14 protein-coding genes are annotated in these 18,939 nt (G+C 39.9%); 8 read left to right on the top strand and 6 right to left on the bottom strand.

Features of this window, described 5'->3' with window-relative positions; translation table 11 throughout:
• Positions 1–23 precede the first annotated feature (23 nt).
• Positions 24–2,645 (top strand): chloride channel protein, encoded by a 2,622-nt coding sequence (locus RM368_RS04510; RefSeq protein WP_322692941.1) that lies wholly within the window; start codon positions 24–26, stop codon positions 2,643–2,645.
• 264 nt (positions 2,646–2,909) lie between these two features.
• Here RM368_RS04510 and RM368_RS04505 read toward each other — a convergent pair whose 3' ends face one another.
• The 4 genes from RM368_RS04505 to RM368_RS04490 form a co-directional block, all read right to left on the bottom strand.
• The gene (locus RM368_RS04505) at positions 2,910–3,101 is read right to left on the bottom strand and encodes a hypothetical protein (RefSeq protein ID WP_322688365.1); all 192 of its coding nucleotides are present in this window, start codon (positions 3,099–3,101) and stop codon (positions 2,910–2,912) included.
• Positions 3,102–3,129: 28 nt separating this feature from the next.
• The gene (locus RM368_RS04500) at positions 3,130–4,275 is read right to left on the bottom strand and encodes a glycosyltransferase family 4 protein (RefSeq protein ID WP_322692940.1); all 1,146 of its coding nucleotides are present in this window, start codon (positions 4,273–4,275) and stop codon (positions 3,130–3,132) included.
• The gene (locus RM368_RS04495) at positions 4,272–5,534 is read right to left on the bottom strand and encodes an O-antigen ligase family protein (RefSeq protein WP_322692939.1); all 1,263 of its coding nucleotides are present in this window, start codon (positions 5,532–5,534) and stop codon (positions 4,272–4,274) included. The genes RM368_RS04500 and RM368_RS04495 overlap by 4 nt, the downstream gene beginning before the upstream one ends.
• A gap of 254 nt (positions 5,535–5,788) precedes the next feature.
• Positions 5,789–7,861, bottom strand: coding sequence for a serine/threonine-protein kinase (locus RM368_RS04490; protein WP_322692938.1), 2,073 nt, complete (start codon positions 7,859–7,861; stop codon positions 5,789–5,791).
• Positions 7,862–8,407: 546 nt separating this feature from the next.
• Between RM368_RS04490 and RM368_RS04485 the strand changes: the two genes are divergently transcribed.
• Positions 8,408–9,646 carry a peptidase gene (locus RM368_RS04485; RefSeq protein WP_322692937.1) on the top strand — a complete coding sequence of 413 codons (1,239 nt, stop codon included), beginning with the start codon at positions 8,408–8,410 and terminating at the stop codon, positions 9,644–9,646.
• A 293-nt stretch (positions 9,647–9,939) separates the two neighbouring features.
• Here RM368_RS04485 and fusA read toward each other — a convergent pair whose 3' ends face one another.
• Positions 9,940–11,943 carry an elongation factor G gene (gene fusA / locus RM368_RS04480; RefSeq protein ID WP_322692936.1) on the bottom strand — a complete coding sequence of 668 codons (2,004 nt, stop codon included), beginning with the start codon at positions 11,941–11,943 and terminating at the stop codon, positions 9,940–9,942.
• 166 nt (positions 11,944–12,109) lie between these two features.
• On the opposite strand from fusA, the gene RM368_RS04475 reads away from it, so the two are divergent.
• The 6 genes from RM368_RS04475 to RM368_RS04450 all read left to right on the top strand — a co-directional run bounded on the left by RM368_RS04475 (position 12,110) and on the right by RM368_RS04450 (position 17,323).
• Complete coding sequence (locus tag RM368_RS04475; protein ID WP_322692935.1) at positions 12,110–12,709, top strand: macro domain-containing protein; 600 nt, start codon at positions 12,110–12,112, stop codon at positions 12,707–12,709.
• Between the two features lie 130 nt (positions 12,710–12,839).
• A complete protein-coding gene (locus tag RM368_RS04470; protein ID WP_322692934.1) occupies positions 12,840–13,409 on the top strand; it encodes a hypothetical protein in 570 nt (189 codons plus the stop codon).
• 27 nt (positions 13,410–13,436) lie between these two features.
• Complete coding sequence (locus tag RM368_RS04465) at positions 13,437–14,210, top strand: nucleoside phosphorylase (RefSeq protein WP_322692933.1); 774 nt, start codon at positions 13,437–13,439, stop codon at positions 14,208–14,210.
• Between the two features lie 362 nt (positions 14,211–14,572).
• Entirely contained in the window at positions 14,573–15,154 is a 582-nt protein-coding gene (locus tag RM368_RS04460) for a retropepsin-like aspartic protease (RefSeq protein WP_322692932.1), read from the top strand.
• 150 nt (positions 15,155–15,304) lie between these two features.
• Positions 15,305–16,669, top strand: coding sequence for a tRNA (N6-isopentenyl adenosine(37)-C2)-methylthiotransferase MiaB (gene miaB, locus RM368_RS04455; RefSeq protein WP_322692931.1), 1,365 nt, complete (start codon positions 15,305–15,307; stop codon positions 16,667–16,669).
• Positions 16,670–16,702: 33 nt separating this feature from the next.
• Entirely contained in the window at positions 16,703–17,323 is a 621-nt protein-coding gene (locus tag RM368_RS04450) for a hypothetical protein (RefSeq protein WP_322692930.1), read from the top strand.
• A 62-nt stretch (positions 17,324–17,385) separates the two neighbouring features.
• Here the strand turns inward: RM368_RS04450 and RM368_RS04445 are convergent, their stop codons facing one another.
• Entirely contained in the window at positions 17,386–18,363 is a 978-nt protein-coding gene (locus tag RM368_RS04445) for a bestrophin family protein (protein WP_322692929.1), read from the bottom strand.
• Positions 18,364–18,939: the final 576 nt, after the last annotated feature.

Here is an 18,939-nt window from a genome sequence, read left to right as displayed (position 1 = left end):
AAAATTTAAAATCCAAAACTGGTATGAATCAGCGTTTTCGCACCTGGTGGCAGCCTAGAAGAGGTTTAGCGATCGCCGAAGCCTGTATTATCGGTCTGGTTGCTGCCTTATCTGCGGTATTTCTGAAAGTCGGATCGGGATGGCTGGGGACATGGCGAGTGCATACTACCCACCTTTTGCCGACATGGCTGGTACTACCTGCAATTGGTCTTGTCCTGGGATTTCTGGCTGGATGGTTGGTGGATAGATTAGCACCAGAGGCTTCTGGTAGCGGTATTCCACAAGTCAAAGCATCTCTGGCCAATGTGCCTGTGACATTATCTTGGCGGGTAGCAGGTGTGAAGTTACTCAGTGCGATCGTCGCCATCGGTTCTGGCATGACTTTGGGACGGCAAGGCCCTACTGTCCAAGTGGGGGCAGGTTTGGCAGCAGGGATGAGTCGTTGGGTTCCCACTTCCCCAGATCATCGACGGCAGATGATTGCAGCTGGTGCAGGTGCCGGTTTGGCTGCTGCTTTCAATGCCCCGATCGCAGGTGTATTATTTATCGTTGAAGAATTACTCCAAGATTTATCAGGATTGACTCTCGGAACTGCGATTATCGCCTCCTTTATTGGTGGCGTGATATCCCGACTTCTGGGTGGTGGCTCTCTTGACCTTAACTTGCAATTAGTAAAATCTTCCAGCCAATTTTCTATCCCAGAAATTCCCTTTTTCATCCTGTTAGGTATTTTGGCAGGCTTGTTTGGTGCATTGTTTAATCGCGGTATTATCTTTAGTATTAAATTTTACGAAAGATTACACATTAGTTTGCCCTTGCGTGTAGCTTTAGCTGGATTTATCTCTGGTATTGTCGTGGCCCTGCTTCCTCCCTCTTTCCGTGATAATACGGGATTACGGGAGTCATTAATTACTGGAAATTCCCATCCTAGCGTCGCAGCGATCGCCTTTGCGGCCCAGTTTATCCTCACACTGATCGCATTTGGTTCGGGAGCGCCGGGGGGATTATTCGCTCCCAGTCTGATTTTGGGTTCTTGCTTAGGACACATCATCGGTGTATCTGAGTTATATATCACTGGAGTTGGTTCTCCTACGACTTACGCCCTAGCGGGTATGGGTGGATTTTTTAGCGCCGTTTCCAAAGTGCCAATCACAGCCATTGTGATTGTCTTTGAGATGACTACAGATTTCAATCTGGTACTACCTTTGATGATTGTTTCTGTCGCTGCTTATCTGGTTGCGGATAAAGTAGTGCCTGGTTCGCTTTATGAGAAACTTTTGGAGTTAAAAGGGATTACTCTCACCAAAGAAGTTGCGATGGAAGGAGCATTAAGCAAGTTAACTGCAAAAGATGTGATGCAAGAACGGGTAGAAACTCTAGATGCAGAGATGACCTTGGAAGAAGCAATGCAAGCTTTTGCTCGTTCCCATCATCGCGGTTTCCCTGTGGTAGAAGATAGCAAGTTAGTGGGGATTGTAACGCAATCAGACTTGTTAAAAATCCGCGAGAGTACAAACCACACATTTCACGATCGCAATCTAGCCGATATTTTCTTAAAAGAAATTATGACATCTGTCCCGATGACAGTATCACCAATTCACACCCTCAGTAATGTACTATATTTACTCGATCGCCATCAAATCAGTCGCTTACCTGTGGTAGATAGACGAAAACTGATTGGGATTATTACCCGTGCAGATATTATTCGGGCGGAAGCAGATCATCTCAATGGCGAGAATGCGACACCGAAACTGCGACCAGAACCTTCATACATAGTTTACCAGACGCGATCGCCCAGCACTGGTAGAGGTAGATTATTAGTACCCGTAGCAAATCCCGAAACAGCAGGTGTTTTATTACAAATGGCAGCAGCTATTGCCCGCGATCGCCATTATGAAATAGATTGCGTGCAAGTGATGCTGATACCCCGCCACAGTTCCCCATCAGAAACACAGGTAAGAACGGCAAAAAGCCGCCGCTTGCTACGACAGGCAGAAGTATTAGCAAAAAAGTGGAAAATTCCTTTACACACGCAGATTCGAGTTACCCACGATGTGGCGCAGGCAATTTTGGAGACAATCAACGAACAACACATCGACCTAATTTTAATGGGATGGAAAGGTAACACATCTACCCCTGGTCGGATTTTTGGTAGCGTTGTTGACATCATAATTCGCCAAGCCACCTGCGAAGTTGTACTAGTAAAATTAGGCACTACTCAATCCTCGATTCCCAGTCCCCAGTTCAACCGTTGGCTAGTTCCAGTGGCTGGTGGCCCCAATTCCCCACTGGCAATTAAATTGCTACCGGCTTTAATTACATTGGGAAACGATCCGAAAATTCGCCTGACACAGGTGTTTAAGCCATCTGAACTCAAACCAGATATGTCAATTTCAGAACAAGCCATCCGCCGTTTGATGCGTCGCCGCAAATTGTCGAGTACTGTAGTTGCTCTCCCGGTGCAAGCTAATTCAGTCGCAGAAGGTGTGATTAATCTAGTGAAAACAGAAGGTTACGACGTTGTAGTTTTGGGAGCTTCCCGCGAGGGATTGCTACAGCAAGCGATTCAAGGTAATATTCCCGAAGCGATCGCCTCTGGTGTTGAAAGTACAGTCATTTTGGTTAGAGGTGCGATGCAAAAGTAAAAAACATAGATTTTAGTGAGTTTTTAAAAAGAAAGAATTCAGGAGTCAGGAGCCAGAATTCAGAATTGAATTCTGCGCGACTGGCTCCTGAATAAGTGGGTTTAAGTCCCCCACAAAACAAGAAAATTTGGTGAGCCAGTACGATCTTGGGGGTTTCCCCCATGAGTAACTGGCGAACCCGTAAGGGTGGTTTTCAATCAGTGGTGGGTCTGAATCCCCCACTGATTGATTCTGACTCCTGAATTCTGACTTCTGAATTCTTTTTTAATGATAAAATACACCAATAATCAGAGTAACAATTATTGGTATTAAGATTGGAATAGCAACTATAAGTCCCCACTTACCAAACTTAATTTCCTCACCCTCAGATTTGAGAAATGCAATCCAACCTACAACTCCCATCAAAACCCAAATAAATCCAAAGGCAAGAAATATAACAAATACTGAATCGTCCATTTTTTTACCAAATTTTATTAAATTGTAACTAATTACTACTAATTAACTTTGCTAAACTTTCCCGAAACTGGCTAAAATCAAAAGTTTGAATAGTTTTTTGTTGTAAGTATTCTGGTTGGTAAATTACTGGATTAGAGCAATCACCTTGCAGGATTTGAATTAGATTATCGGCAATTTCTTCAACATTATCAGGATCGACCAAACATCCCAACTTCCCCTCAGCCAAGGGATCTATAGAACCATCTTGATTACCTGCCAATACAGGTTTACCACAAGCTAAAGCTTCTAGAAAAACAATCCCAAATCCTTCTCCTTTACTAGGCAGAGCAAAAACATCGCAGAGATTGTAATGATCGCACAATTCTTTATCTGGAACAAATCCGGCAATTGTCACACAATCTTGGAGATTTAAGTTGGTAACTAAAATTTTAATTCGAGGTATATCATCTCCTTTCCCTGCAAGAATAAAGTGAACATTAGGAAGATGCGATCGCACTTTAACTAAAGCATGAAGGATTTGGTCATAACCCTTGTATTTGGCCGTGCTTCCTAGTCGCGTTACTGTTAGAATTACAGGCTGTTCATCTGTTAAGTTATATCGTTTGAGTAAGTAGGTAGGTTTAGAATTTATTGGAAACTTACTAGCATCAAATGTATTAGGCAAAATAACTATTTTTTCTGAATCAATATTTGGATTTTGAAGCAAGCGCTGGCGAGTATAATTGCTAACACTAATGATTTTATCTGCTTTTTCTAAAGCAAATTTTGTTGCCTTATTTTCGATATCCCAAACTTCTAAGCCATGAGCGACGACCCAGTAAGGAGTTCCAGTAACAAATTTGACAATATAACAAACAATTGCATAGTTAACATGAGTGGAAATCACTATAACGGGATGTTGAAGAATAGCTAAAATAATTATTTTCGTGGCAAATAAAATTGGTTGCAATAATTTGGGTAAATCTCCAAAATAATGAAATATTGTTGAACTTAAAAACTGCAATTTATCTGGCTGTTTTAAACTATACTTATCATATTTGAGAAACACATTATAATCAGCTTCAGGATATATATCTTGTAAAGCTTTCAGCAAAAATTTTGAGTAAACTTGAATACCTCCCTTGAAATCAAATATATTCGGAAATATTAAGTAAAGACGAGGTTTAGCACTCATAGTGTTTTGGCATTTTCAATAATTTCAGGTTTTAATTGCGTGACAACATCTTTTCGAGAATTGATAGCCGCTGCTATAAAATAAAACTCAATAGTTGTAAAAGTATAATCTTCAGTAAACACATCTGGAATTTGAGACGCTAAAAACATAATAATTGGAACAGTAATTAAAGGATTAGCATATTTAACTTTCAATGCTATTCTCACTAAAAAATTAGTAAATAGCAATAATCCAGGAATTCCTTGCTCTGCTGACACATTTAAAAATATATTATGTGCGTGATAGCTTTTCTTTCCCCAAACTTTAACTCCTATCTGGTCTGGAAAAACTCCTATGCCTATACCAGTAAATGGTCTTTTAATAGTTTCATTAATAGCTGCCTGCCACATTTGAAACCTAGAAAAACCTGTTCCCATAAGAGTAGGAATTTTTTTTTGATTTGGATTGACCGAACTTGAATTTTCTAAGAATAGATTAGTTAATGGAAATATTTTACTATCTGCCAAACCAATTCTTCGTGTAGAAACTGGTGCAGTTACAATGAATAAAAACAACAAGCTGATTAGATAAATCATTTTTCTCAAACTAATAATTTTATATATCAGCAAAAGAAACATCCCAATTATAAAAATTACCCAACCATTCCCACTGGCAGATAATGCTAAGGGAATTATAAAAATGAATTCGCTTATATGTAATTCAATTTTAGAAATTTTATTCTGCTTTTCTAAAATCAGGCTTAAACATAATCCAATGGCGACTATGACCCCAAACTGATTAGGGTTTTGCATAATCGAACCAATCTCAGGATAAAAGCTAGGAAACTTTAATAATTTAAAAATCCAGTTATTAGGAAGTAAAACCTCTAAAAAACCCAAACCTGCAATTATCTGTAGGAAGTATAATATGCAACGGTAATAAAATGTTAAAGATGGTGCGGTTAGATTCTTAAAAGTTAATACTAAAAAAGCAAAAAATAATATGTAATAAGTTGAGTATTTTAGACTATAAATAATAGCAATATTTGGAAAGTTGCTCATTAATGAGGAAAGCCACATCCACAAATACATCAGACCTATAGATATCATAATTATTTTATGTTTTTTAACAACTTTTGGTATAGATTTTAAAGATAAACTAATGATTCCCAAACTAAATATAGGAAGTAATAAATAATGAATACCAATATTTACTCCTGGAAATTTAATTCGCCCTAAAATTGAAGAAAATAGTACGAGTAGAAAAAATATATTAATCATAGCTTTTTATTTAAAGATATTTTTTCACAGGAGAAAATTTATCTAATCCACTTTTGTAGGTTTCAGGATAGATTTTGAGATTTTTTTTCAAGCTATAATCCCAAACACGTACAGAATATTACCATAATACAGTCTTCGCCAATATCATCTTTTGAAGCTAGATTAATTTGGTATTTTTGCACAGCTAAATGTTCTTTTTCAGGTAGAATCCAAAAAAGTCGCAATGTATTCTGAATGTACGCTATCAAATATTTTTAATTAATCATCTGCCAAATTTTGAGAATGTTTTCACCACTTCCACCACCGGCAATGGTTTGTCCATCTGGACTAATGGCAACAGCATAAATATATCCAGAACCTGTCTCCAAAGTGCGAATTTCCGTTCCGGTGACTGGGTTCCAAAGTTTGATTGTCTTGTCACTACTGCCACTTACAAGGGTGATACCATTTGAACCTACGCTTCGCAAAAAGGCGACAGAATTAACTTTATCATTATGTCCTTTTAAGGTGTGGATTAACTTTCCTGTTTTCAGATTCCACAATTTAATTGTCTTGTCTTTACTGCCACTGGCAAGGATGACGCCATCGGGAGCAAAAGCGACTGAGAGAATCGACTCTGCATTTCCCTCTAAGGTGCGGATTAACTTTCCTGTCCCTAGATTCCACAATTTAATTGTTTTATCCCAGCTACCGCTGGCAAGGGTTTTACCATCAGGACTGAAAACTACAGATGCAACACCACTGGTATGTCCCTCTAAGGTGCGGATTAACTTTCCTGTCTCCAGATTCCACAGTTTGATTTTCATATCCTTACTAGCACTGCCACTGGCAAGGGTTTTGCCATCAGGACTGAAAGCTACAGAAGTAACTCCATCGCTATTTCCCTGTAAGGTGCGGATTAACTTTCCTGTTTCCACATTCCACAGTTTGATTGTCTTGTCCGCACTGCCACTAGCGAGGATTTTGCTATCAGGACTGAAAGCTATAGTCCAAATCCAATTAGAATGTCCTTCTAAAGTGCGGATTTCCTGTCCACCTGTCAGATTCCATAGCTTGATTGTCTTATCATCACTGGCACTGCCAAGGGTTGTACCATCAGGACTGAAAGCTACGGAATTCACGTCACTAGAATGCCCCTTGAAGGGTTTGGGTGAATAAGAATTTTCTGAGACGTTTTTTTGGGGCTGAATAGGCTGAGAAACAGGCTGAGAAATAGGTTGAGGAGCCTCGCTGACTATCTGGGGACGAGACTGAAAATACCAAACTCCCCCTAATCCCAACACTAAAATGCTAGAACCTAACAGCAGTTGACTTTTCAGATTGTTATTTGATTTTGGTGAAACTAGCACCTTGTTTGCTGGGGGAGCTGCAAATGTTGTTGTCAGTATAGTTGGGGGCACTGATGACAAGGATGGTATTTGAGGTGTCAAGTCATTGATGACTTCATCAGCCGATTGATAACGCTTTTGGATGTCTAATTGCAACAGCTTATCCAAAACTTCACCCAACTTTACAGATATAGAAATCCCGTCCCTACCTGAACTGGTTAAATGTTGCCGCCAAGATGCAACCCAACCATAACCCTGGTGTATCCACAGTTGAGATGGGCGAACCCCAGTCAGGAGATGAAAACAAGTAGCCCCCAAACTGAATAAATCACTGGCTGGGTAAGCTTTTCCCTCTTGCATCTGTTCAAGTGCAGTGTAACCGTGTGAGCCAATCACAGTGCCCATTCTAGTATGCACTGTTGCTGTCAACAGTTTGGAAGCTCCAAAATCAATGAGGATTAATCGCCCGTCACTTTGACGGCGAATAATATTCTGTGGCTTGATATCTCGGTGAATCACTCCCCGCAGATGGATAAACTTCAGTACTGGCAGTAAATCTAGCAAAAGTTGGCGAATCTCCGTTTCGTTATAGTTTGCCCGCGTTTCCGATTCTTTGAGCAAGTTTTGCCCATCGATAAACTGCTGCACCAAAAAGAGATAGCTATTTTGCTCAAAATAAGCCAATAAAGTTGGAATTTGTGGATGTTCTGCCAGTTCTTGCAGTCGGCTCGCTTCTTGTTTAAATAGTTCAACGGCCTTAGTTAGCGGCCCAGTTCCCTGAAGTTTTGGCGCAAATTGCTTAACAACACAGCATTCATTCAGTTTGTGTATATCTTTGGCTAGATAGGTTCTACCAAATCCACCCTCGTCTGATAAAACCTGAGTGGGACGATAGCGACCTCCTAACAGGGGTATCAATTCCGCTCTACAACTGTGGCAATAGTTGTTTTTATCAGGATTTAAGGGTTTTTGGCAATCGGGATTCACACAACAGAGCATACTGGGAATCCATTTCAGTTGGGGTATATATTCATCTTAAGTCATGCAGTATAATCTCTGTTGTTAGTAAATATCACTGAGACAACATACAAATCCTCAATTTCCTTACCTCATCAGGTATTGAACAATTTAGATAAATTGCAAAAAATTGTGTTTGAGCGATGCCTTTTGACGAATTGATGGGCGTCAGGCCTGCTTGTGTATTACATCTGTATGAGCAATTTAGTCAGGTTTACAAAAATATCTGGGCAAAATTCCGAAAAGCAGCAATTTAAGTTTGTAGCTCAGTATATACCTACGAAATTGAGATTTCCTCTAGTAGTCTAAATTGAAAATACAATTTTTCAGATTTGATTGTGGCAAACATTTGGGTATGTAAGATATACGAATTCATTTGATTACAGGCGATGCCTTTAGCAAGCCGCTAAAGTATATACGCTAAATTTCCCTTTACATTTACATAACTGCTGTGGCTAAAACAGCAACTAGTATTAATTTTGTCTTTCAGAAAGAGACAAAATTATCAGCAAAATTAGGAGCGTAATTATGCTATTAGACAACAAAAACTATCGTTGCAAATTAAGTCATGTTTTAATTGGTTGCGTGAGTTGTAGTTTGTTAATTACAAGTAATGTGCTGCCTATAAGTGCTTTGGTGAAATCTCAAAGTTCTCAAGATTTCATAATTGCTAAATCACCAGATGAGAGACAACCAGAAGCTGTAAAAAAAGGAATTGAGCAAATTCCTGCTTCTCAGGCATCAATATCTCCAAGACGGAAGATATCTATTGAGTCACCAGTACAAAAGGCTCCTCGTGTATCTTCTCATAGAGAAACTTCTCAGCGAACTTCCAGGGTTTCAGATAATAGCTCTACTCCTAGAGCATCTAGACGTAGGACTGCTAACTCAAATTCTAATCGTTCCAATGGTGGTAGCTCTGCATCTAGATCGTCTAGAGCTAGAATTGCTAACTCAAACGCCAATCGTTCTAATGGTGGCTCTGGGAGAGTTCGCAAGTCAAGTTATAATGTCGCTACAGGGAACCAAAATCTCAATAATTCAGCGATTTCTTCACCAGCAACACCAACTTACAAAGAGATTAACTTTGTAGATGTTGCATTAGGTATTCTGAGTAAAGGTGACTTTCAATCTGAAGGTAGATATTTTCATTTCTATGAGTTTGAGGGCAGAGAAAATCAATTAGTTCAAATTAGGCTGATTGGCAGTAATGATACACGCAGATCCAATAACTTGAGTTTAAAACCGTTGTTGTTTCTGCACGATCCTGATAACAATATCATTGTTAAAAAAGGCGCTTTGGATAAAAACAGTGGTGGTGATGATGCATTTATTTTTGCGCGACTGCCTAAGAATGGTATTTATAAGATTGCAGTTACTAGCCAAGATCCTGGAGATACAGGCCGCTATAGTTTGGCTCTCAGGAATGATAGAGCTAGCTATACTTTAGATGAATCAGATCAACTAACTGCCAAAAGCTCAACCTTGAAACAAAATGGAGGCGCTTATAATGTTTCTAATTTTCAAGGTAGAAAAAATCAGCTGATAAGTATTCGTGTTGATAGTGTTGATGAAGAGTTTTCTCCTTATGTAGCTTTGCTAAATTCTAAAGGACAGACGATCGCGATTGATAAAGACAAAGACAAAAGTGGTGTCTACAGTGCTTTAATTGACCGAGCTAGGTTGCCTGAAGATGATACATACTATATAGTTATTACTTCCAAAAATCCACAGGAACACGGTAAATATAGATTGACTATTTTCTGAAGTAATTACCAATTCTGGTATCGAGACTATTGCTATGAGTAGGATATAATCCGGAATGTTTTTTTATTTACCGTAATAGTCTCGATATCATTGCACAAAGTTAAGTTAAGGGTTATTGGTCTTTTAAGACGCGATAAATCGCCTCTCTATATGAGGGTTTTGTTGCTCATTCTGAACTGTCTTGATGACTGTGGGAATTGCTTGTTTTCCTCATCCTCCATAATTTATTTTTTGGAGTTCCCGAATTGAAAGGGACACAGCCTAACTGTGTCCCTAAAAGCTACTTCAAGATGTTAGGACTGGCGATAGCAGGCAAATTCCATTGAGAAAGTAGCCATACCAGAAGTAAGCGATCGCAATTCTGTAGAATACCCAAACATTCGTGCCAGCGGTACTTCTGCCCGAATCACCGTGTACCCCTGCATTGTCTCGGAACCCAACAACAAACCTCGACGAGAGGAAAAGTCACCCTGAACTCTTCCCATAAACTCGTTGGGTGTTTCCACCTCTACAAGCATGATGGGTTCCAGGACGTATGGTTTGGCTTTAGCGATCGCACCTTCAATTGCTTGATGAGATGCTGACCGGAAAGCCAATTCTGAAGAGTCAATTGGGTGATAAGAACCACCATCCAAAACGACTTTCACCCCAGTTACCGGATAGCCTTCCAGTTGTCCTGATTCCATCGCCTCACGGCAACCTTTCTCACAAGCCGGGATGTATTCTTTAGGAATCGCACCCCCAACTACCCGATTCTCAAAGACAAACGGCTCATCTGTAGGTTCAATCCACCCAGTAATATGGGCGTACTGACCGGGGCCGCCTGATTGTTTCTTGAATCGGTAGTCAAAGGTAGCTTGTTGTGCAATGGTTTCGCGGTACGCCACGGCGGGATTACCAACGTAGACCTCAGCATTATATTCTCGTTGAATGCGTTCGAGATAGATTTCTAAGTGGAGTTCGCCCATCCCAGAAATTAGAGTTGCGCCTGATTCGGGATCGATGCTCAACCGGAAGGTAGGATCTTCCCTTTGAAAGCGATTGAGTGCCTTGGAAAGGCGATCGCTATCTTCCTGTTTTTTGGGCGTAATCGCCAGCGTAATCACTGGTTCCGGCACAAACATTTTTTCTAGAGATACCAGTGGTTCCCCAGAACAGAATGTATCACCAGAAGCACAATCCACACCCAACAGAGCCACAATATCCCCAGCAACGGCAACTTTTACCTCTTCTCGCTTATTGGCGTGCATTCTCACCAAACGACCGATTTGCACTCGCTGTTCAGTCCGTGAGTTGTAGACGGTATCGCCGGGTTTGAGTGTCCCAGAGTAAATCCGGGTATAAGTCAATTGCCCAAAAGATTCAACGGTGAGTTTAAATGCCAATGCTACCAAGGAAGCATCGGGGTTAGGGTAGACACTCACCGACTCTGCGGTTTTGACCACTTCTCTATCTACGGGAGATGGTAGATACAGTGCAACTGCATCTAATAAGTTTTGCACTCCTTTATTTTTGAATGCCGAACCCAGCAGTACAGGTGTGAATTCTAGACTCAAGGTTGCCTGTCGAATGGTTTGCCAAATTAATGCTTTGGGAATTTCCTCACCCGCCAGTAGCATCTCGGTCATCGGTTCTGAGAACAGCGACAAAGTATCTAGCAGTTTCTCCCGTGCTTGTTGCGCCTCATCCCTAAGAGGTTCAGGAATTGGCTTTTTCACGCAGTTTTCCCCGTTTTCACCTTCAAAGTAGTTAGCAGTCATTTCTATCAGGTCAATGACTCCCTGGAATTGATCTTCACTGCCGATAGGGTACTGGAGCAACATTGCATTTAGTTGCAAGCGATCGCGTATTCCTTGTACTACACGAAATGGATCTGCTCCCGTCCGATCCATTTTGTTGATGAACGCCAAACGCGGCACACGGTAGCGCTTCATTTGCCGATCCACAGTAATGGACTGGGACTGCACACCCGCCACAGCACACAGCACCATCACTGCTCCATCCAATACCCGCAGGGCGCGTTCTACTTCAATTGTGAAATCTACGTGTCCAGGTGTATCAATCAAGTTAATTTGAGTATCGTGCCACTGACAGGTTGTAGCAGCGGAAGTGATGGTTATACCATGCAGCTTTTCTTCTGGCATAAAATCCATCGTTGCACCCTTACCGCCTCCCCGCACTTCCTCAATAGCGTGGATTCTGCCCGTGTAGAAGAGAATTCGCTCTGATAGCGTAGTTTTACCAGAGTCGATGTGGGCAGAGATACCAATATTTCGGATGCGTGTTCGGGGAATCATAAAATTTCCTTTTGTTTAAGCGACAAACAGCCACCACTTATGTGGTAATACGTTTTGTATTATATGTGTAGTATAAATAAAAGACAAGGCTGATAATACAGAAAAACCGTTGATTATTGCCCTAGCTGACGTTTAAAATAGGTATTCAAGCGGAGGAAATAAAAGCTTGAAATTGATATTGGTAGCTCCCGACTCTTTGTTGTGTGCAGCCTTTGAACAGCATTTTAATTATTTACCCAATGTAGAAATAGTGAATAACTATTTCGAGTGGTTGCCAGATTTTGATTGTATGGTCAGCCCTGCTAACTCTTTCGGCATGATGGATGGTGGCATTGATGCGGCAATTATCCGTTTTTTCGGTCGTTCCTTAATGGCAAAAGTCCAGCAGCACATTCTTGAGGATTATTTGGGCGAACAGCCTGTGGGAACATCTATGATTGTGAAAACAGGTCATCACAAACATCCTTTTTTGGCTCATACACCCACTATGCGAGTTCCCATGATTATTGCTGGGACAGATATTCCTCATATCGCAATGTGGGCGATGCTGTTAGCAGTTCGCCAGCATAATCAACACGCTGGGCAAAAAATTAACACCATTGCCTGTCCTGGATTGGGTACAGGAATAGGACGAGTGCCATACACTGAAGCTGCTAGACAGATGGCATTAGCTTACGATCATTTTCTCTATCCACCCAAATATCTCAATTGCATAGTTGCGGCTGAAAGACAACTTCAGATATGGGAAGGAGGAGATTTTAGGTAAAGCAGGAGTTACGAATTTAAAATCTGAAACCTGGTACGCTTCGCACATTCCCTCCTAATTTACGCCAACTGCTCCATTTGGGGATATCGCAAGTGGAGCAAGTGGCTTCCCTTAAATATATAAGAAAAAAATGACTGGTCAAATTAGCGATCAATTAATTTATAAAAGTCAAATATTCTGTATTGCAAGTGTTGATGGTGTGGGATTATTTGAGCCAACGCAACACGGTTTTTCTCCTCAATGGGGTACAACAGCTTGTTGGCGAGGCTATTGTTGTACTTATAAGGTAATAAAACAGACACTTTGCTTAAAAGAATTAATTATCTATCTCAGCCTCAAAGAAAAACTTATGATAAAACACGGTAGAGGTAGAGCAAAAGATTTTATAGGTGTCTTCCCTTCTCTTCGAGATACACCTGTAGGTCATCCTAGTGCTATTTATGACGATCTCAATCATCTCGTGGAATTTACAGGAAGCTTATTAGTAGTCAATAATTTTATTAATAACCTATATGTTCATCTTGGCTTTCAAGCTGCTTATAAATATGAGGAAGTTCATGAACTTATCTTTGAGAGTGGTTATCTGATGCAAAGTATTGACCGCTCTGAAGAAATGGCACAAATTCGCAAAAAGATTATTCCACCGTTTTATTTATATGACCAATGGCATCTTACATGGAAAGGTAAAAACGGTTCGTAAATAAAATAATCCAAAATCTAAAATTTAATGCCAAATAAACACTTCTATCACATTGACTTTGGGCAAGATGATTTAGGTTCATCGCCTCCCAGCATTGCTCTATTATCTGGCGATCCAGAGCGATCGCGCTTAATTGCCCAAACTTATTTACAAGATGTACGCGTGTTGTCAGAAAATCGCGGACTCAATAGCTATGTAGGATACTTACCGAATGGTCGCACCATCTTATCAGCTACAAGTGGTATGGGTGCGCCTTCATTAAGTATTGTTGTCAACGAGTTGATACAAGTAGGAATCCGGCAAATTATTCGCATTGGAACTTGCGGCTCGATTCAACCTTATATACCAGTTGGTAGCATTGTTATTAGCAGTGCAGCATTATGTCGTCAAGGTGCAGCAAATGACATTGCGCCTGTGGAATATCCAGCCGCAGCCGATCCTTTTCTCACAGTTGCTTTAGTTAAAGCCGCACGAGAATTAAAGGTTGAACATTATATCGGAATTACGGCATCAGTTGATACTTTTTACGAAGGACAAGAACGCACTGATTCAGCCAATCCAAATTTAATGCGATCGCTGCATGGCATTACAGAAGAATATCGGCGCTTGAATATCTTGAATTATGAGATGGAATGCGGCACGCTATTTAAGATGGCAGGAGTATATAATTTTGCCGCAGCGGCTATTTGCGGTGTAGTTGCTTCGCGTACTGAAAGTGAAAATATCATTTTAGAACAAAAAGACATTGCTGTTAAAAATGCGATCGCAACTGCTGTAAATACAGCAGCAACCTTTGAGTAAGTTAACAAATTTATCTTATCCAACTTCTTAGTATGTCAGATTTCGTCTGCTCTAAGTATTTTTATCATGTCTTTACCTAATCTTTAATTTATCAATCAGTAATTCTAGGTAAAATTTATTGAGTAAAATGCAAATTCATTTTCATTGAAACACATTAGATAAAAAACTTTATCGGTTAAATAAAACTACAAAAATTGGGCAAAAATATCTAGTTGTAAACAGATAAAAATTGAATTTCTATTTTAAATTAATAAATACTAAATTTTTATATTATAAATTTGTGCTTTTAATATCATGTTTTACAGCCGCCATGATGAGTTTAGCTATTAAGAGTAATCACAAAAATTGGAGAGCAGTATAACATGAAGAATGCTTGGAAGCGTTGGATTACGACCGTTAACCTTGTGATGTCTATGACGGTCTACGCCTACGCACTAATGCCGACGCTGATATTTTTAGCATTCTCTCATCGGGCAATAGCAGACGATCCAGGAGCGTGTTACATGATAACTCCTTCTGGTAAAATTGTTGGATTAGAAAGGATTTGTGGCAATATCATCGCCGCACCTTCAGATAACAAAGTTTTTCGAGTCTCAATCAAACGCCGTTTTGGTGGAACTCCTGTGATTGATGTCACCTTCAACGACAAAAAAACCTTTGAAATGATTGTAGATACAGGTGCTAGTGGAACCATTATCACTCAAGATATGGCGAATACACTTAATCTTCAGGCTACAGGTACAATGCAAGCCCAAATTGCTGATGGTAGTGAAGTAAAATTTTCAACCAGTAAGGTAAAATCTATTGCAGTAGGTGGAGTTACAGCCAATAATCTTCAAGTAGCGATCGCACCAAAAGCAAGCATCGGGCTACTAGGTCACGATTTCTTTGGCAACTATGACATCAGGATTTTGGAGAAAGAGGTGGAATTTCATCACCGCTAATGCTTGCAGCTTGTAACTTCTTGAGGTTTTTATCTTGAAATATTAAAAGGAATCTGAGCCAAGGTACTCAGCACTCCTGAAGCAGCTTAAGAGCGTTATAGAATAGAAATAAACCTGACATAACATTACGCTGATTCAGCAGAATTGCCCATGACCACTTCTAAACGCCAATACCACATTACTACTTTCGGTTGTCAGATGAATAAAGCTGACTCAGAGCGCATGGCTGGCGTTTTGGAAGACATGGGCTTTGAGTGGTGCCAAGACCCGAATCATGCAGATGTGATTCTCTACAATACCTGCACCATTCGGGATAATGCCGAACAAAAGGTATATTCCTATCTTGGCAGACAAGCAAAGCGCAAACACGAGCAGCCTGATTTAACTCTTATCGTTGCTGGTTGTGTTGCCCAGCAAGAAGGAGAAGCGCTGTTGCGGCGAGTGCCAGAACTAGATTTGGTAATGGGGCCACAACACGCCAATCGTCTCAAAGACTTGTTGGAGTCAGTATTTGAAGGCAATCAAGTTGTAGCAACCGAGGCAGTTCACATTATTGAAGATATTACCCAGCCGCGACGAGATAGTACAGTGACCGCTTGGGTAAATGTGATTTACGGCTGTAACGAACGTTGCACCTATTGCGTGGTTCCCAATGTGCGCGGTGTCGAACAATCTCGCACACCATCAGCTATCCGGGCTGAAATGGAAGAATTAGGACGGCAAGGTTACAAAGAAATTACTCTACTCGGTCAAAATATTGATGCTTACGGCAGAGATTTACCTGGAGTCACACCAGAAGGTCGGCATCTGCACAACTTTACAGATTTGCTTTATTACGTGCATGATGTACCGGGGATTGAAAGGCTAAGATTTGCTACTAGCCATCCCCGTTATTTTACTGAGAGATTAATTCAGGCTTGTGCTGAATTGCCCAAGGTGTGCGAACACTTCCACATTCCCTTTCAATCTGGAGATAATGAACTTTTAAAGGCGATGGCGCGGGGTTATACCCAGGAGAAATATCGCCGGATTATCGATACCATTCGTCGGTATATGCCAGATGCCTCGATTAGTGCCGATGTAATAGTTGGTTTTCCTGGAGAGACAGAAGCACAGTTTGAAAATACCCTAAAACTGGTGGAAGATATTGGCTTTGATATGTTGAATACAGCAGCATATTCACCGCGTCCGGGGACACCAGCCGCTTTGTGGGACAATCAACTGAGTGAAGAAATTAAAAGCGATCGCCTACAACGACTCAATCATCTGGGAAACTTGAAAGTAGCAGAGCGATCGCAACGTTACTTTGGACGCATTGAAGAAGTTTTAGTAGAAGACCAAAATCCTAAAGATTCAACCCAGGTGATGGGACGTACTGGCGGTAATCGTTTGACCTTTTTTAGCGGCAACATCAAAGAACTCAAAGGGCAGTTAGTGAAGGTAAAAATTACCGAAGTTAGACCTTTTAGTTTGACGGGTGAACCAGTTGAAGTGAGGCAAACTGTTTTGCAGTAAGAACCATTTGAAGATTATACCCCTGATTTATTTATGATGAAGTTACCGCAAACGATTCCAGTTCTTCTTTTTGGGGCTAGCTTGGCTGTAATTTCCCCTCAACATTGTGCTGCTTTCACTGTTCAACAAATAGCTATTCTTGCTCAAGCATCAAGCGATTTGCCAACGGTCAAATCGGCTGGACTGTCCCCCGATATGGATGTGCCTTGGTCAAAAACCGTAAAAATTGTTGACCCTTTTGAAGGGGAGTTTCTTGGGGTTTTCGACCGCAATTCTTTAGGTGGCTATTTGTACCGTGGGGGTTCAACGCAAGTTATTAGTTTGTGGACACCTTCGAGTATTCGAGTACTCGTAACAGTAAATTCGGGTCAAGCAATGTCTTCTTTCTACACCGCCGGTCGTGTCTATCCTAGACCTGACTATCTTAGATTTGTCACGACTAAAAAAGTCGATAAGCTTTTGCTCAAGGTCAGAGAAAAAGTTTTTCAATTAGACGGTCCAATCGGCACGTTTGTTGTCAGTCAAGAATTAGCCGCTGCTTTGAAAAATGCTCCAGATGAGAACTTAGATATCAGACTAGTCTTGGAAGGAGGTCAAACTGTTGATAGCGAAATTGGTAAAGGGACGGTAAAAGCTTGGCGAAGTGTTTATTAAACTCTTATATTTTTCAGCCAAGTATTTTCTCAAAAGTTGACTGATAAAACTTTTTTACAGATTTAATAAGAACGAACATTGTTAGAAGTAAGCCTGATTAATTCTTCAACATTGTTGGAGATTGTATTGCAAATAGTATTTAAAGGCAAGTCATTAGGATCAAAGCCAAAAGGTTCTTCGATTTCTGAGCCAATTTGTTCAATACTTAATAATGTAAAACTTACAAAAGCCATTACTATACCAGTCCACCAATTTAAAAAGCTCACAATTTCCAAAGGTAATATAAGACAAAAAATTAATAACAGTTGTCTGAGTTTAATAGTATATATCAAAGGCAGCGGTGTTTTTAAAATGCGTTCGCAACCACCTAAAATATCGACTAAATCATCTACACAATTATGTAAAGTAGTTAGTTGATAGACATTTAGACAATTTCGGTCATGCTGGTACTGCAAGTAATCTCCTATCCAATAAGCAATTTGTAGTGGAGGATGATCGCTATGTTGGAGGTGTAAATATTGTTTTTCAGACATTAATGATGCCAACTGACTGTCTAAAGGCACCGATCTTAGATGTAACTTCATTGCAACTGCAAAAGCAGTTACTAACCGAAGCATTGCTTCCTTTTCTAATTTATCTTGTGGTGTCTTCTCTTTAACTATTATCGCGATTCCCCGAGTTAAATTACGCGATGTATTAACTAAAGCTCCCCATAGTTGACGACCTTCCCAAAATCTATCATGGGCTGTATTCGTCCGAAATACTAATAGTAATGTAAAGCCAATATTAAAGCTTAAAACAGCATTGGTAAGAATATTACTAGAATCTGAAAATGCTATTGGTAATCCTAAATGATATAAAAATGATATAAAAGTACCATATATACTACAAAATATTACCCAAGGAAGAATAATAGAGATAATTGACCTTTCAAGCCGAAGAGCTACTTGAAGCCAGTTCAGCTTTTCGCCTTTATAAAGATGGTACTTTTCTTTTAAAGAGTTTTTAGAATTATTTTGAAAATAGTTAGGTTGTTTCATGTTGTTAAGGTTTCAGGATTACATCAATTAGCAAACTAACTTTTTTAGCTCAATATATCTTGTTTAAGCAAGATATATGCAAGATGTAGGTTTCCATATAGTCACTGTAGTGTAACTAAAATAAACATAAATTATAGTTTTAACATTGAAATTTATTTCTGTGAACCATCTTTAGATAGGGAAATTCAATATTGTCTTTTAATTCTTCACCACAAACCTGATTTTCTGCTTATATTGATTAAACGTTGTGGTATTTCACTGATTTATGAGATAATTAGACGAAATTTCCAGCTATTTATAGTAAATATTTACTTTTTCTCATCAGCAAACCGATGCCTACGACAGACTACACCTAAACATTTGGGTTAATAACAGTGTAGCGAATGCGTAACTCTCAAGCTACAAAAGGAGATAAACCCAATGAAATTTGATATTAAGCCAGGAAATTACCCGATTTTGGATGTCCGTTTTGAGAAAAAGCATTATTAGGCGAAGGGTTATGCAAATACTTTTTCAAAGGACAGAACTATGTCATTACTAGATGATTTAACCGAGACTTATTTTAATAAAGATTTA

The sequence above is a fragment of the Nostoc sp. DedSLP03 genome, from assembly GCF_034530815.1.
GTDB lineage: Bacteria > Cyanobacteriota > Cyanobacteriia > Cyanobacteriales > Nostocaceae > Nostoc.
This window is presented reverse-complemented; position numbering and strand designations above follow the sequence as displayed.

Bases quoted from the DNA above. Each gene is read 5' to 3' on its own strand.
- RM368_RS04510 (WP_322692941.1), top strand. From the start codon at position 24: ATGAATCAGCGTTTTCGCACCTGGTGGCAGCCTAGAAGAGGTTTAGCG.
- RM368_RS04505 (WP_322688365.1), bottom strand. From the start codon at position 3,101: ATGGACGATTCAGTATTTGTTATATTTCTTGCCTTTGGATTTATTTGG.
- RM368_RS04500 (WP_322692940.1), bottom strand. From the start codon at position 4,275: ATGAGTGCTAAACCTCGTCTTTACTTAATATTTCCGAATATATTTGAT.
- RM368_RS04495 (WP_322692939.1), bottom strand. From the start codon at position 5,534: ATGATTAATATATTTTTTCTACTCGTACTATTTTCTTCAATTTTAGGG.
- RM368_RS04490 (WP_322692938.1), bottom strand. From the start codon at position 7,861: ATGCTCTGTTGTGTGAATCCCGATTGCCAAAAACCCTTAAATCCTGAT.
- RM368_RS04485 (WP_322692937.1), top strand. From the start codon at position 8,408: ATGCTATTAGACAACAAAAACTATCGTTGCAAATTAAGTCATGTTTTA.
- fusA (WP_322692936.1), bottom strand. From the start codon at position 11,943: ATGATTCCCCGAACACGCATCCGAAATATTGGTATCTCTGCCCACATC.
- RM368_RS04470 (WP_322692934.1), top strand. From the start codon at position 12,840: ATGACTGGTCAAATTAGCGATCAATTAATTTATAAAAGTCAAATATTC.
- RM368_RS04465 (WP_322692933.1), top strand. From the start codon at position 13,437: ATGCCAAATAAACACTTCTATCACATTGACTTTGGGCAAGATGATTTA.
- RM368_RS04460 (WP_322692932.1), top strand. From the start codon at position 14,573: ATGAAGAATGCTTGGAAGCGTTGGATTACGACCGTTAACCTTGTGATG.
- miaB (WP_322692931.1), top strand. From the start codon at position 15,305: ATGACCACTTCTAAACGCCAATACCACATTACTACTTTCGGTTGTCAG.
- RM368_RS04450 (WP_322692930.1), top strand. From the start codon at position 16,703: ATGATGAAGTTACCGCAAACGATTCCAGTTCTTCTTTTTGGGGCTAGC.
- RM368_RS04445 (WP_322692929.1), bottom strand. From the start codon at position 18,363: ATGAAACAACCTAACTATTTTCAAAATAATTCTAAAAACTCTTTAAAA.